The 13836-nt window shown below is 62.8% G+C and carries 9 protein-coding genes; 4 read left to right on the top strand and 5 right to left on the bottom strand.

From position 1 onward, the window contains the following. Positions 1–119: 119 nt before the first annotated feature. Complete coding sequence (gene arsC / locus GGC65_RS23005) at positions 120–464, top strand: arsenate reductase (glutaredoxin) (RefSeq protein WP_192649284.1); 345 nt, start codon at positions 120–122, stop codon at positions 462–464. Between the two features lie 83 nt (positions 465–547). Then, on the top strand, positions 548–820 hold the full coding sequence (locus GGC65_RS23000; protein WP_192649283.1) for a hypothetical protein: 273 nt from the start codon (positions 548–550) through the stop codon (positions 818–820). A 9-nt stretch (positions 821–829) separates the two neighbouring features. Here GGC65_RS23000 and recF read toward each other — a convergent pair whose 3' ends face one another. Next, entirely contained in the window at positions 830–1939 is a 1110-nt protein-coding gene (gene recF / locus GGC65_RS22995; RefSeq protein ID WP_192649282.1) for a DNA replication/repair protein RecF, read from the bottom strand. 240 nt (positions 1940–2179) lie between these two features. On the opposite strand from recF, the gene GGC65_RS23675 reads away from it, so the two are divergent. Next, on the top strand, positions 2180–2308 hold the full coding sequence (locus GGC65_RS23675; protein ID WP_264081041.1) for a hypothetical protein: 129 nt from the start codon (positions 2180–2182) through the stop codon (positions 2306–2308). Positions 2309–2367: 59 nt separating this feature from the next. Then, positions 2368–2547, top strand: a complete 180-nt coding sequence (locus GGC65_RS22990; protein ID WP_039580111.1) for a PspC domain-containing protein — start codon at positions 2368–2370, stop codon at positions 2545–2547. Between the two features lie 96 nt (positions 2548–2643). Here the strand turns inward: GGC65_RS22990 and GGC65_RS22985 are convergent, their stop codons facing one another. From GGC65_RS22985 to rpoB, 4 genes are all read right to left on the bottom strand, one after another. After that, positions 2644–4020 carry a sulfatase-like hydrolase/transferase gene (locus GGC65_RS22985; protein ID WP_225940971.1) on the bottom strand — a complete coding sequence of 459 codons (1377 nt, stop codon included), beginning with the start codon at positions 4018–4020 and terminating at the stop codon, positions 2644–2646. Positions 4021–4104: 84 nt separating this feature from the next. Continuing rightward, positions 4105–4809, bottom strand: a complete 705-nt coding sequence (locus GGC65_RS22980) for a TonB-dependent receptor (protein ID WP_192649280.1) — start codon at positions 4807–4809, stop codon at positions 4105–4107. 120 nt (positions 4810–4929) lie between these two features. Then, positions 4930–9213, bottom strand: a complete 4284-nt coding sequence (rpoC, locus tag GGC65_RS22975) for a DNA-directed RNA polymerase subunit beta' (RefSeq protein WP_192649279.1) — start codon at positions 9211–9213, stop codon at positions 4930–4932. A gap of 53 nt (positions 9214–9266) precedes the next feature. Beyond that, on the bottom strand, positions 9267–13445 hold the full coding sequence (gene rpoB, locus GGC65_RS22970) for a DNA-directed RNA polymerase subunit beta (protein WP_192649278.1): 4179 nt from the start codon (positions 13443–13445) through the stop codon (positions 9267–9269). Between the last annotated feature and the right edge of the window lie 391 nt (positions 13446–13836).

Raw genomic sequence — 13836 nt, 5'->3', positions numbered from 1 at the left:
ATGTCGCATTCGGACCGGGAAAGGCAAGCTGGTGGTTCCCCTTCATGCGGGAAGTTGTGCCATATCTGCCATGAATAGCGGGTTTACGCTGCTGTAAGCTCTCGTTAGGACGCCGACACATGAACGCGACCATCTGGCACAACCCCGCTTGCGGCACCTCGCGCAAGACGCTGGCGATCCTCCAGGAAACGCCCGGCGTCGCGCTGACCGTCGTCGAATATCTCAAAAATCCGTACAGCGAGGACAAGCTCCGCCAGCTGTTCAAGGACGCCGGCCTCACCGCCCGCGACGCGCTGCGCCTGCGCGGGACCGATGCCGAGGAACGCGGCCTGAAGGACGCGAGCGAAGATGAAATCGTCGCCGCGATGGCCGCCAATCCTGCCTATGTTGAACGCCCCTTCGTCGAAACCGACAAGGGCGTAAGACTGTGCCGCCCGCAGGACCGGGTGCACGAGATCCTCTAAGGCGACGACAGGTTGCCAAATCCGGCGGCAACAGATCATTTACGCTGGCGCGATATGCTGATCGAGATCAGCGGAGCAGCGTTATGAGCCTCGAGGATTTCGCACGGGAAGTAGCCGGCAAGCCGCCGAAGAACCGGGAAATTGCCGATCGGATGCCGCTGACCGATGAAGATGGATGCAGCTATGACCAACAGGTCATGGTCGGCCGCATCCCCCTCGGTTTGGGCATTGCGTTTTTTGCCATCTTGCTGTCGGTCGCTTGGGCCAGCGACGATCCCGCATGGACGGAATTGACGGCGAAGCTCGGGCAGTTCTTCGGCCTGCTGAAATCGATTGCAGGCGCCGCTACGACCTGATCGGAGCGCCTAACCTGCGGCGATCCGCCCACCGCTGATGCGAAAGCGCGTGACCGGCCCCGGCATGTCGTCGAACAGCGCCGCCTCGGTCCCCGTCAGCCACGCCTGCCCGCCCTGCCCCGCCAGCCGCTCGTAAAGCGCGCCGCGCCGCAGCGGGTCGAGATGCGCCGCAACCTCGTCGAGGAGCAGCACCGGCCGCTGCCCACGCGCGCGCGCAACACTGTCGCTGTGCGCAAGGACAAGCGATAGCAGCATCGCCTTTTGCTCGCCCGTCGAGCAACGCGCCGCCGCGCGACCGGTCGCGGCGTGGACGGCGGACAGATCGTCGCGGTGCGGCCCGGCGGTCGCCCGGCCCGCCGCCGCGTCGATGCGCCGGCGCGATGCGAAGAGCATTTTCAGCGCCTCGACATCGTGCGCCCCCTCACGCGCCACCCCATCGCTGTCGACCAGCGTCAATAACGGCCGCGCGAAGGGCGCGTCGGGCTGCCCCGCAAGCTCGGCGGACAAGCCGGCGAGCATATGCTGCCGCGCCGCGTCCATCGCCGCGCCATGCTCGGCGAGCTGCGCCTCGAGGATTGTGAGCCATTGCTTGTCGGCTTGCGCGGGATCGGCGAGCAGCTTGCCCCGTGCGCGGAGCGCCGCCTCGTACCGATTGCTGTGCTGCGCGTGCCGTGGGTCTAGCGCGAGCACAAGCCGGTCGAGGAAGCGCCGCCGGTTGCCCGCCGTCTCGACGAACAGCCGATCCATCGCGGGGGTGAGCCACAGCACCGCCAGCCAGTCACCCAGCGCCGTCGCCGCAGCGGTCGCGCCATTGATGCGGACGATCCGCCGCCCGGGCTGTGCGGCCTCGATCCCGGTCCCCAGCGCCACCGGCGCAAGGTCGGCGCCCGCCTGAACCTCGGCGAAGACCGCGAAGCCGCCGCTCGCCCCGTCGCGCACCATGTCGGACAGCGCCGCGCGGCGCAGCCCGCGGCCCGGCGCGAGCAGCGAGATCGCTTCCAATATATTGGTCTTGCCCGCGCCATTGTCGCCATACAGCGCGACAAGCCCGGGGGCGGCCGCCATGTCCGCGCCGGCATGATTGCGAAAATCGGTCAGCGAAAGGCGGGTCAGCGTCATCTGTTTTTCGCCTACCCCAGCCCCTTGCGCGATACCAGCCCGGCGCCGCGCCCGGTTCCGCCAAATATTTTCCGACTAGCGGGAATTTTCACCATCTTAGCGTATTTTTCGCGCTGAAATAATCTTTCGCAAACCGAAAAACCGCAGTTAACCGCCGATGAATGAAATTGGCACGGTCCCTGCAATACTGTTGGCATCCACCGGATGGCCGGATGGAAGGTTCATGGAAGGAAAAATATCATGGCCAATTTCAATGTCGACTCGTTCAAGAGCTACGCGATCGCCGCCGTTGCCTCGCTTTACTGCTCGATGATGTTCCTCGCCGCTGTCGGCCCGAACGCTGCACATTTCGGTGGGCTGGTCGCCTGACCAGCCCCCGCTAGCAGCCAGTAAACGCCGGCCATCTGGCCGGGATGGAAAGGAAAGAAATGAAACAGGGTTTTCGCAAGAATCGTCGCGACGGGATGATCTTCGGCGTATGCGCCGGGATGTCAGACCAGTTCGGCATCGACGTCTTGTGGACGCGCGTCGGCTTTGTTGCCCTGACGCTTTTGGGCTTCGGCCTGCCTCTGCTGCTGTACCTCGCCGTCGCGATCCTCGCGCCCTAGGACAGCCAAGGGCCGGACGCCTTACAGGCGCAGTCGCACCGGCCCGCACATTCCCAGGACCAAGGGCTCACCGGCCACCCCGGTGAGCCCTTTTCATTATGACGCGGCGCGGGCTGGCGCGAGCGGTTTGCCACCTTGCCGACTGCGCAGCATGATCCAGGGGACATGTGCAGCGTCGAACCGCACGCGCATATCGCGGTTGAAATAGGGCGGCATATGGTCGCCGACGATTAAAATGTCGGTATCCGGGAAATCGGGCTTCATGATTTCGGTCGTGATGCCGTCGGCAAGTTGGCGCTGCAATTCGAAGCCGCGACACAACATCGGATATTGGTCGCGCCACGCCGCATCGCCAATCCGGCAATTATCGGTGCCCAACTCCGGATTGGCCGGCACCGGAATATGACCGTTGAGAGTGAGCCAATAGAGAAATTTGCGCTGGCCCGGAGCTTCGCGCAGCCGCTGGCCGATCAGGCGCGGGATGTCATTATCGCACGCGCCCGGAAACACGCTGCCGCTGCACCGATCGGCCCCCATCGCGATCAGTTCTTTCGCGAACAATGCGCGCTCGAAACCGATCTTCGGATACCAGATGGCGCGATCGAAGAAGATGCCGTTGAAGCTGTGCAGCGCCTCGACCCGAAAACCCGCGGCGCGAAATTTTTCCGGCAGGCAATCGGCGTGGTCGAAATCATAGGATTTGAAACCTGCCGACCAGACGCCGCAAAGCTCGCGCAGTTCGGCGCTCGTTGTCGACCCGTAATAACGGCTCTTGCCGCGCGTCACCTCGTAACGCGCGCTCCATCGCCCCGGGTTCCAGAGCCGATCCTGCAGCGCGCGGTCGTAGGGATCGGACGAGACGCCCCAGGATTCGACCACAATCACCAGCAGGTTCCGGGCTTTGACCGTCGCAGGCCCGATATCGTTCTGAATCACAGCGGAATCGACCGGTGCGCCTTCGGGTGCACGCATCTTATAGGAACCGCGCGTCGCGGCGGTTGCAAACACATCGGCGTTGATCAGCAACAGAATCAGAGCAACGGCCAGAATCCTATGGTCGCGCGTCCTGAGCGGCGGAATCCTCGGTCCGAGCACGACGAGCGCAACAAGCGATGCCACCAGCAACAGGCCGCCAAGCAGATATTCGGGCGACTGGATAGGATCGAGCTCACCCGCAAATTCGATCGAATTCAGCATCTCTGTCGGTTCGAGATTGAACGACATCGTCGTGTAGAGCATCAGGCTGAAGGCAAACATGGCGATGGCGAGCATTGTCCGCGCGGGATGATGGCTCCAGCCCGACGCCAGCAGGGTGATCACGCCGCATATCGTCATCGGCACCGCCATCCTTGGCCCGCCGATCGGCCACATGGCGATGAACGCCAGGTTCGGCAACACGAGCCACCATAAGGCCCAGCGCCAAGGGAAACCGCGCGCGATCTGCATTTGCCAGACTTGCCCCCAAATTTGCATGCCCATGGCTGGCATGCATCGGCGGCCAAGCCTAACGATACATGGTTAGCATCCGGTAAAACGGGCCCTTCCGGCGCGGGTCGCTTACCCTTTTGGCCGGACAGTGAAGCGATAGGGGATATAGAGAAACACTTCCGTCGCGCTAGCCTGGGCCCAGATGAGTTGCTCGTTGAGCCCCGCGACCTCGACCCCATAATCGGGTCCAAAGGCACCCGCCGTCTTGAGCGCCTCTGCCGCGACGAGCTTGACGATCTCCGGGCGATATTGGTCGGGATTGATGATCGTCAGCGTGATCGCGCCATTCTTTTCCAGCAGCGCGCGGCCATTCGGCGGCACCGCCTTGATGAAATTGTCGATCCGTCCCTGCGCGCTGCCGACCGACCCCGCGAGGCTTGCCTTTACATAGAGTTCGATCTCGCTCGTGTCCGGCCGCTGGCCGCGCCCAAAGACCAGATCCTTGAAATTGGCGAGAGTCAGCTTGGTGAGTTCGAATTCGCCGGTGACGAGCTCGATGCCGGCGCCGTCAGCTCGCCGGATCGCGGCCTCGAGCATCGCATGGATCTCGCGCTTGCGCATATCCTCGTCGCGCGAATCGGAAGTGAATTGCACCGGCTGGATCGCGCTGTCCGCGGCGCGGCGCAACCCGACGACCGTCTGTTCGTCCGAAAGATAATCGGCCGACGCACGCTGTGCTGTCACCACCACCTCGCCCTGGATATTGCTGTTGTCCTGCGCCTGTGCCGGCAGCACGCCGGCCAGCAGCGCCGCGCCGAATAGATAGACTCGCATCGCCCTCTCCCTCCCGTTGAGGCGAACAGGCTATCAGCTCGGCGACAAAGAAAAAGCCCCGCCGGATCGCTCCGGCGGGGCCAATCTTTTCAGGCTTTCACCCGAGAGCGAAGGTCAGGCTTACGCCTCGTCGCCCTTGATCAGGTAATCGCCGGCATCGGCATCGCTGCCGTGGGTTTCACCTTCGACAGTGCCCAGCGGATCGTTGCCGATCGCAGCTTCAGGGCCCTGCGCCAGTTCGGCGGCATGCTCTTCGGCTGCGGTCTGCGGCGCGATCAGATGCGCCTGGTTCGCGGCGCGCATCGATGCGCGCAGGGCGGCATCCTTGCTCGACGCGGTGACGCGAACGCGGTTCATGGCAGCGCCGGTACCCGCCGGGATGAGGCGGCCGACGATGACATTCTCCTTGAGGCCCTGCAGCGAGTCGATCTTGCCCTGCACCGAAGCCTCGGTGAGAACGCGGGTCGTCTCCTGGAAGGACGCCGCCGAAACGAAGCTGCGGGTCTGCAGCGACGCCTTGGTGATGCCGAGCAGGACCGGACGGCCCTCTGCCGGCACGCCGTTCTTCGGCAGCTTGGCGTTATATTCCATCATCTCCAGATAATCGAGCTGTTCGCCCGGCAGCAGCGTGGTGTCGCCGCCGGTCGTGATCTCGACCTTCTGCAGCATCTGGCGAACGATCACCTCGATGTGCTTGTCGTTGATCTTCACACCCTGCAGTCGATAGACTTCCTGGATTTCCGCGACGAGATATTCGGCGAGGGCCTCCACACCCATGACGTCGAGGATGTCGTGCGGGTTCGGCGAACCGCTGATCAGCGCATCGCCGCGCTTGACCTGGTCGCCTTCCTGCACTTCCAGGACCTTCGACTTGGGAATGAGATACTCGATCGAATCGCCTTCTTCCGGAACGATCGCGATCTTGCGCTTCGCCTTGTAATCCTTGACGAATTCAATGCGGCCGCTGATCTTCGCGATAACGCTGTTGTCCTTCGGAATGCGGGCCTCGAACAGCTCGGCAACACGCGGCAGACCGCCGGTGATGTCGCGCGTCTTCGACGCTTCGCGGCTGACACGCGCCAGAACGTCGCCCGCCTGCACTTCCTGTCCGTCCTCGACCGACAGCATCGTGCCGACCGCGAGCAGGTAGCGTGCCGCTTCACCCGACTGATCGTCGAGCAAGGTCAGGCGCGGCTGCAGGTCTTCCTTCTTGGAACGGCCCGCCGAGCGATATTCGATCACGACGCGCTGGGCGATGCCCGTCGCTTCGTCGACCTGTTCGATCAGGGTCTTGGTGTCTTCCAGATCCTGATACTTCACGACGCCCTGCTTTTCGGTGATGAGCGGCATGGTGAACGGATCCCATTCGGCAATCCGGTCGCCCTTCTTCACCTTCTCGCCGTCCTTGTGCATGATCTGCGCACCATAGGGCAGCTTGTGCGTCGCGCGTTCGCGGCCTTCGGCGTCGATGATCGCGATTTCGCCCGAACGCGACAGCGCCAGACGGCGGCCACGCTGGTCGACGATCGTCGCCATGTCGCGATATTCGATCGTACCGTCCGAAATCGCTTCGGCGTTCGACTGTTCGTTGACCTGCGCCGCACCACCGATGTGGAACGTACGCATCGTCAGCTGCGTGCCGGGCTCACCGATCGACTGCGCGGCGATAACGCCGACAGCTTCACCGATGTTGACCGGCGTACCGCGGGCAAGGTCACGGCCATAGCATTTGCCGCAAACACCCAGCGTCGCTTCGCAGACCAGCGGCGAACGGATCTTCACCGACTGGACCTCGGCATCTTCGATCCGCTGCGTCGTCGCTTCGTCGAGCAGCGTGCCCACCGGAGCGATGACATTGCCGTCCTTGTCGGTAACATCTTCGAGCGTCGTACGGCCGAGGATGCGCTCACCCAGCGAGGCGATCGTCGAACCGCCCTGAATGATGGCGCGCATTTCCATGCCGCGTTCGGTGCCGCAATCTTCCTCGATCACGACGCAGTCCTGCGACACGTCGACCAGACGGCGGGTCAGGTAACCCGAGTTCGCCGTCTTGAGCGCCGTATCGGCCAGACCCTTACGCGCACCGTGGGTCGAGTTGAAATACTCAAGAACGGTGAGGCCTTCCTTGAAGTTCGAGATGATCGGCGTTTCGATGATCTCGCCCGACGGCTTGGCCATCAGGCCGCGCATACCGGCGAGCTGCTTCATCTGGGCCTGCGAACCACGAGCACCCGAGTGCGCCATCATGTAGATGGAGTTGATCGGGGCCAGGCGGCCCGTCTTCGGGTCCTTCGGCTCGGCGCGGATTTCGTCCATCATCGCGTTCGCGACCTTGTCGCCGCACTGCGACCAGGCGTCGATCGCCTTGTTGTACTTTTCCTGCTGCGTGATCAGGCCGTCCTGATACTGCTGCTCGAAATCCTTCACCAAGGCGCGGGTTTCGTTGACCATGCCTTCCTTGGACTCGGGGATGATCATGTCATCCTTGCCGAAGGAAATACCGGCCTTGAACGCGTTGCGGAAGCCCAGCGCCATGATGGCGTCGGCGAACAGCACGGTCTCTTTCTGGCCGGTGTGACGATAGACTTGGTCGATCACGTCGCCGATTTCCTTCTTGGTCAGAAGGCGGTTGACGACGTCGAAGGGCACGGTGTGCGACTTCGGCAGGCATTCGCCGATGAGCATGCGGCCCGGCGTGGTCTCAAAGCGCTTGAGATACTCATTGCCCTGCTCGTCGGTCTGCGGGACGCGGCTCACCACCTTGGTGTGCAGCGTGACCGCGCCGGTGAACAGCGCCTGATGCACCTCGGCCATATCGGCCAGGAGCATCCCCTCGCCCGGCTCGCCTTCGCGCTCCATCGAGAGATAATAGAGACCCAGCACCATGTCCTGCGACGGAACGATGATCGGCTTGCCGTTCGCGGGGCTGAGGATGTTGTTCGTCGACATCATCAGCACGCGCGCTTCCAGCTGCGCCTCGAGGCTCAGCGGGACGTGAACGGCCATCTGGTCACCGTCGAAGTCGGCGTTGAACGCGGCGCAGACCAGCGGGTGAAGCTGGATCGCCTTGCCTTCGATCAGCACGGGCTCGAACGCCTGGATGCCAAGGCGGTGAAGCGTCGGGGCGCGGTTCAGCAGGACCGGATGCTCGCGAATGACTTCGTCGAGGATGTCCCAGACTTCCTTGCGTTCCTTTTCGACCCACTTCTTCGCCTGCTTCAGGGTCATCGACAGACCCTTGGCGTCGAGACGCGCGTAGATGAACGGCTTGAACAGCTCGAGCGCCATCTTCTTCGGCAGGCCGCACTGGTGCAGCTTGAGTTCGGGACCGGTCACGATGACCGAACGGCCCGAATAGTCGACGCGCTTGCCGAGCAGGTTCTGACGGAAGCGGCCCTGCTTGCCCTTGAGCATGTCGGACAGCGATTTCAGCGGACGCTTGTTGGCACCCGTGATCGTGCGACCGCGGCGGCCGTTATCGAACAGCGCGTCGACAGCTTCCTGCAACATGCGCTTTTCGTTGCGGACGATGATGTCCGGCGCACGCAGTTCCATCAGGCGCTTCAAACGGTTGTTACGGTTGATCACACGGCGATAGAGGTCGTTCAAGTCCGACGTCGCGAAGCGGCCGCCATCGAGCGGCACCAGCGGGCGCAGTTCGGGCGGGATGACCGGCACGACTTCGAGGATCATCCACTCGGGACGGTTGCCCGATTCGATGAACGATTCCACGACCTTGAGGCGCTTGATGATCTTCTTGGGCTTCAGCTCCGACTTGGTCGTCGCGAGGTCCTCCATCAGATCGATGCGTTCCTGCTCCAGATCGAGATTTTCGAGGAGCACGCGGATCGCCTCGGCGCCGATGCCGGCCGAGAAAGCGTCTTCGCCATATTCGTCCTGCGCGTCGAGCAGTTCGTCTTCGGTCAGAAGCTGGAACTTCTCGAGCGGGGTCAGGCCCGGCTCAAGAACGATATAGGCTTCGAAATAGAGGACGCGTTCGAGCTGCTTCAGCTGCATGTCGAGCAGCAGGCCGATGCGCGACGGCAGCGACTTCAGGAACCAGATGTGCGCGACGGGCGCGGCGAGCTCGATATGGCCCATGCGCTCGCGGCGGACCTTGGTCACCGTGACTTCGACACCGCATTTTTCGCAGACGATGCCCTTGTATTTCATACGCTTATACTTGCCGCACAGGCATTCATAATCCTTGATCGGACCGAAAATGCGCGCGCAGAACAGGCCGTCACGCTCGGGCTTGAACGTGCGGTAGTTGATCGTTTCGGGCTTCTTGATCTCGCCGAACGACCACGAGCGGATACGCTCGGGGCTCGCAATGCCGATCTTGATCATGTCGAAGGTTTCGGGCTTCGCGACCGGATTCATGAAGTTGGTAAGCTGGTTCATATTCTAGCTCCATCTTCCCCTCTCGCGCGGCGCGAGAGGGGTGAGGAAAAATCTTATTCGGCGGCTTCGGGAAGGGCTTCCGGACCTTCGTCGGGGTCTTCTTCCGAATAGGAAGAAAGCTCGACGTTGAGGCCCAGCGAGCGCATTTCCTTGACGAGCACGTTGAAGCTTTCGGGAATGCCGGCCTCGAAGGTATCGTCGCCCTTGACGATCGCTTCGTAAACCTTCGTGCGGCCGATCACGTCATCGGACTTCACCGTCAGCATTTCCTGCAGCGTGTACGCGGCGCCATAGGCCTGGAGTGCCCAGACCTCCATTTCACCGAAGCGCTGGCCACCGAACTGCGCCTTACCGCCCAGCGGCTGCTGGGTGACAAGCGAGTACGGCCCGATCGAACGCGCGTGGATCTTGTCGTCGACCAAGTGATGCAGCTTCAGGATATACATATATCCCACCGTCACCTTGCGGTCGAAACGGTCGCCGGTGCGGCCGTCGTACAGATCGACCTGACCCGACCGGTCGAGACCGGCGCGTTCCAGCATCGCCGACACATCGCCTTCGCGCGCGCCGTCGAACACCGGGGTTGCGAAGGGCACGCCGACCGACAGGTTTCCGGCGAGTTCGACGACTTCATCGACGCTGCGCGCCTTGATTTCGTCGGCATATTCATCGCCATAGGCCTGCAGCAGCGCTTCGCGAACCGCCTCGGGCGGAGCGCCCGCTTCGGGGTCCGGGTTCGCCATGCGCCAATCCTCGAGCGCCGCGGTGATCTGGCGGCCGAAACCGCGCGATGCCCAACCGAGGTGCGTTTCGAGGATCTGCCCGACGTTCATGCGCGACGGCACGCCCAGCGGGTTCAGAACGAAGTCGACGTGCGTCCCGTCTTCGAGGAACGGCATGTCCTCGATCGGCAGGATGCGGCTGATGATGCCCTTGTTGCCGTGACGGCCGGCCATCTTGTCGCCCGACTGAAGCTTGCGCTTCACGGCAACGAAGACCTTGACCATCTTGAGCACGCCCGGGGCGAGTTCGTCGCCGCGCTGCAGCTTCTCGACGCGATCTTCATATTTCGCGCTGATCCGCTTGATCGCTTCGTCATACTGCGCCTTGATCGCTTCGAGGGCGGCCTGGGCATTGTCTTCGACAACGGCCAGCTTCCACCAGTCGGCGCGGTCGAGGTCGACCAGCATCTCTTCGGTGACGACATCGCCCTTCTTCAGGCCCTTCGGCACTGCGCTGGTCGCCTGACCGATGAGCAGTTCCTTGAGGCTCGAGAAGGTCGCACGGTTGAGGATCGCGCGTTCGTCGTCGGCGTCCTGCTTCAGACGTTCGATCTCTTCGCGTTCGATCGCGATCGCACGTTCGTCCTTGTCGATACCGTGACGGTTGAAGACGCGGACTTCGACGACCGTGCCCGACACGCCCGGCGGCAGGCGAAGCGAGGTGTCGCGCACGTCGCTGGCCTTTTCACCGAAGATCGCGCGCAGCAGCTTTTCTTCCGGCGTCATCGGCGATTCACCCTTGGGGGTGATCTTGCCGGCCAGAATGTCGCCCGGGCCGACTTCGGCACCGATGTAGACGATGCCGGCTTCGTCGAGGTTGCGGAGCGCTTCCTCGCCGACGTTCGGGATGTCGCGCGTGATGTCTTCCGGCCCAAGGCGCGTGTCGCGTGCGGTGACTTCGAATTCCTCGATGTGGATCGAGGTGAAGACGTCGTCCTTCACGATGCGTTCGCTGATGAGGATCGAGTCCTCATAATTGTAGCCGTTCCACGGCATGAACGCGACGAGCACATTCTTGCCGAGCGCCAGTTCGCCAAGCTCGGTCGACGGACCGTCGGCGATGATGTCGCCCGCGCGGACGATCTCGCCCACCTTCACCAGCGGACGCTGGTTGATGCAGGTGTTCTGGTTCGAACGCTGGAACTTCTGGAGACGATAGATGTCGACGCCCGACTTGCCGGGTTCGACCATATCGGTCGCACGGATAACGATACGCGTCGCATCGACCTGGTCGATCACGCCGCCGCGGCGCGCCGCGATGGCCGCGCCGGAGTCACGCGCAACGGTTTCTTCCATGCCGGTACCGACGACCGGCGCCTCGGCGCGGATCAGCGGCACAGCCTGACGCTGCATGTTCGAGCCCATGAGCGCGCGGTTGGCGTCATCGTTTTCGAGGAACGGGATCAGCGATGCCGCAACCGAAACGAGCTGCTTCGGCGACACGTCCATCAGCGTGATCTGATCGCGCGGGGCCATCAGGAATTCGCCCGCTTCGCGCGCCGAGATCAGCTCGTCGATGAAGCTACCGTCGGGGTTGAGGTCGGCGTTCGCCTGCGCAACCGTGTGCTTCTGCTCTTCCATCGCCGACAGATAGACGACGTCGGTCGTGACCTTGCCGTCGACGATCTTGCGATACGGGGTTTCGATGAAGCCGTATTTGTTCACGCGCGCAAAGGTTGCGAGCGAGTTGATCAGACCGATGTTCGGGCCTTCCGGCGTTTCGATCGGGCAGATGCGGCCATAGTGCGTCGGATGAACGTCGCGGACTTCGAAGCCCGCGCGTTCGCGGGTCAGACCGCCCGGCCCGAGCGCCGACACGCGGCGCTTGTGCGTGACTTCCGACAGCGGGTTGGTCTGGTCCATGAACTGCGAGAGCTGCGACGAGCCGAAGAATTCGCGAACCGCGGCGACCGCGGGCTTCGCGTTGATCAGGTCGTTCGGCATCACCGTCGACACGTCGACCGAACTCATGCGCTCCTTCACCGCGCGCTCCATGCGGAGCAGGCCGACGCGATACTGGTTTTCCAGCAGCTCGCCGACCGAGCGGACACGACGGTTACCGAGGTTGTCGATATCGTCGATTTCGCCCTTGCCGTCCTTCAGGTTCACCAGCTCCTTGACGACGGCGAGGATGTCCTCGCTGCGCAGCGTGGTGACCGTGTCCTCGGCATCGAGGCCGAGGCGCATGTTGAGCTTGACGCGGCCGACGGCCGACAGGTCGTAACGCTCGGCGTCGAAGAACAGGCCGCCGAACAAGGCCTCCGCGGTTTCGCGCGTCGGCGGTTCGCCGGGGCGCATGACGCGGTAGATGTCCGAAAGCGCCTGGTCGCGGTCCTCGGCCTTGTCGGCCTTCAGCGTGTTGCGGATCCAGGGACCGGTGTTGTTGTGGTCGATGTCGAGCAGCACGAGCTGGTCGATGCCTGCGGCGTCGAGCTTCTCGAGATTGTCGGCGCTCACTTCGTCGCCGGCTTCGATGTAGATTTCGCCGGTCGACTCGTTGATCAGGTCATAGGCGCTGTAACGGCCGAAGATTTCCTCGGTCGGGATCAGCAGCGTGTCGAGACCGTCCTTCGCGGCCTTGTTGGCAAGGCGCGGGCTGATCTTGTGGCCGGCAGCGAAGACGACTTCGCCGGTCTTCGCGTCGACGACGTCGAACGCCGGCTTCGCACCGCGCCAGTTTTCGACGACGAACGGGACTTTCCAGCCGTTCGCCGCACGCTCGAAGACGAGGCGGTCATAGAAATGGTTGAGGATTTCCTCGCCCGACATGCCCAGCGCGTACAGCAGGCTGGTGACCGGCAGCTTGCGCTTGCGGTCGATACGGACGTTGACGATGTCCTTGGCGTCGAATTCGAAGTCGAGCCACGAACCGCGATACGGGATCACGCGCGCGGCGAACAGGAACTTGCCCGACGAGTGGGTCTTGCCGCGGTCATGGTCGAAGAGCACACCCGGCGAACGGTGCATCTGCGACACGATAACGCGCTCGGTACCATTGACGAAGAAGGTGCCGTTCTCGGTCATGAGCGGCATGTCGCCCATGTAAACGTCCTGCTCCTTGATATCGAGGACCGAACGGGTGTCGGTTTCGCTGTCGACTTCAAAGACGATCAGGCGCAGCGTGACCTTCATCGGCGCCGCATAGGTGATGCCGCGCTGACGGCATTCCTCGACGTCATACTTCGGCGCTTCGAGTTCGTAGTGGACGAAGTCGAGCTCGGCGGTACCGGCGAAATCGCGGATCGGGAAAACGCTGCGCAGCGTCTTTTCGAGACCCGAAACATAACCGATCGACGGATCGGACCGCAGGAATTGTTCATAGGATTCGCGCTGCACCTCGATGAGGTTGGGCATGTCCACCGCTTCGTGGATGTTGCCGAACAGCTTACGGATTCGCTTGCTTGCGGTTGCTTCGAGGGCCTTGCCCACCGACTTCGCCTTGGTCGCCATAAGTGATTGTCTCGCCTTGATAAAATAGCTCGCGAGCGCAGGAGAGACGCAAAAAGGCCGCGACCAACCGTTGCCGGTTTACCGCAGCTTTCCAACGCATCTCGAAATCCCGAACGCCCTATCCGTACAGCCCGTTGCGCAAAGTCAGGCTCTATCTCGGACGATCGGGTATGACGGCCATATAGGATTGCGGGTACGGAGTGTCAACGGCGCCGGGACGGAGTGGTGGTGCGAATGTCGGCTTTGGGGTGGGAAGCTGCCTCCCGTGCACCCCGGCGAAAGCCGGGGCCCAGTGCGGAAAAGCGCAAGGTTAGTGTTGGAATTCTGGGCCCCGGCTTTCGCCGGGGTTCACATCCCTATCGGCAGCAATCGGTCGAAAGCAGCCACGCCC

It is taken from the genome of Sphingopyxis sp. OAS728, from assembly GCF_014873485.1.
Lineage (GTDB): Bacteria > Pseudomonadota > Alphaproteobacteria > Sphingomonadales > Sphingomonadaceae > Sphingopyxis.
Note: the sequence above shows the minus strand (reverse complement) of the source record. Positions and strands in the feature narration are given on the sequence as shown.

What these genes read in the sequence shown, in the direction of transcription:
- arsC (WP_192649284.1), top strand. Translation starts at nt 120, where the DNA reads ATGAACGCGACCATCTGGCACAACCCCGCTTGCGGCACCTCGCGCAAG.
- GGC65_RS23000 (WP_192649283.1), top strand. Translation starts at nt 548, where the DNA reads ATGAGCCTCGAGGATTTCGCACGGGAAGTAGCCGGCAAGCCGCCGAAG.
- recF (WP_192649282.1), bottom strand. Translation starts at nt 1,939, where the DNA reads ATGACGCTGACCCGCCTTTCGCTGACCGATTTTCGCAATCATGCCGGC.
- GGC65_RS23675 (WP_264081041.1), top strand. Translation starts at nt 2,180, where the DNA reads ATGGCCAATTTCAATGTCGACTCGTTCAAGAGCTACGCGATCGCCGCC.
- GGC65_RS22990 (WP_039580111.1), top strand. Translation starts at nt 2,368, where the DNA reads ATGAAACAGGGTTTTCGCAAGAATCGTCGCGACGGGATGATCTTCGGC.
- GGC65_RS22985 (WP_225940971.1), bottom strand. Translation starts at nt 4,020, where the DNA reads ATGCAAATTTGGGGGCAAGTCTGGCAAATGCAGATCGCGCGCGGTTTC.
- GGC65_RS22980 (WP_192649280.1), bottom strand. Translation starts at nt 4,809, where the DNA reads ATGCGAGTCTATCTATTCGGCGCGGCGCTGCTGGCCGGCGTGCTGCCG.
- rpoC (WP_192649279.1), bottom strand. Translation starts at nt 9,213, where the DNA reads ATGAACCAGCTTACCAACTTCATGAATCCGGTCGCGAAGCCCGAAACC.
- rpoB (WP_192649278.1), bottom strand. Translation starts at nt 13,445, where the DNA reads ATGGCGACCAAGGCGAAGTCGGTGGGCAAGGCCCTCGAAGCAACCGCA.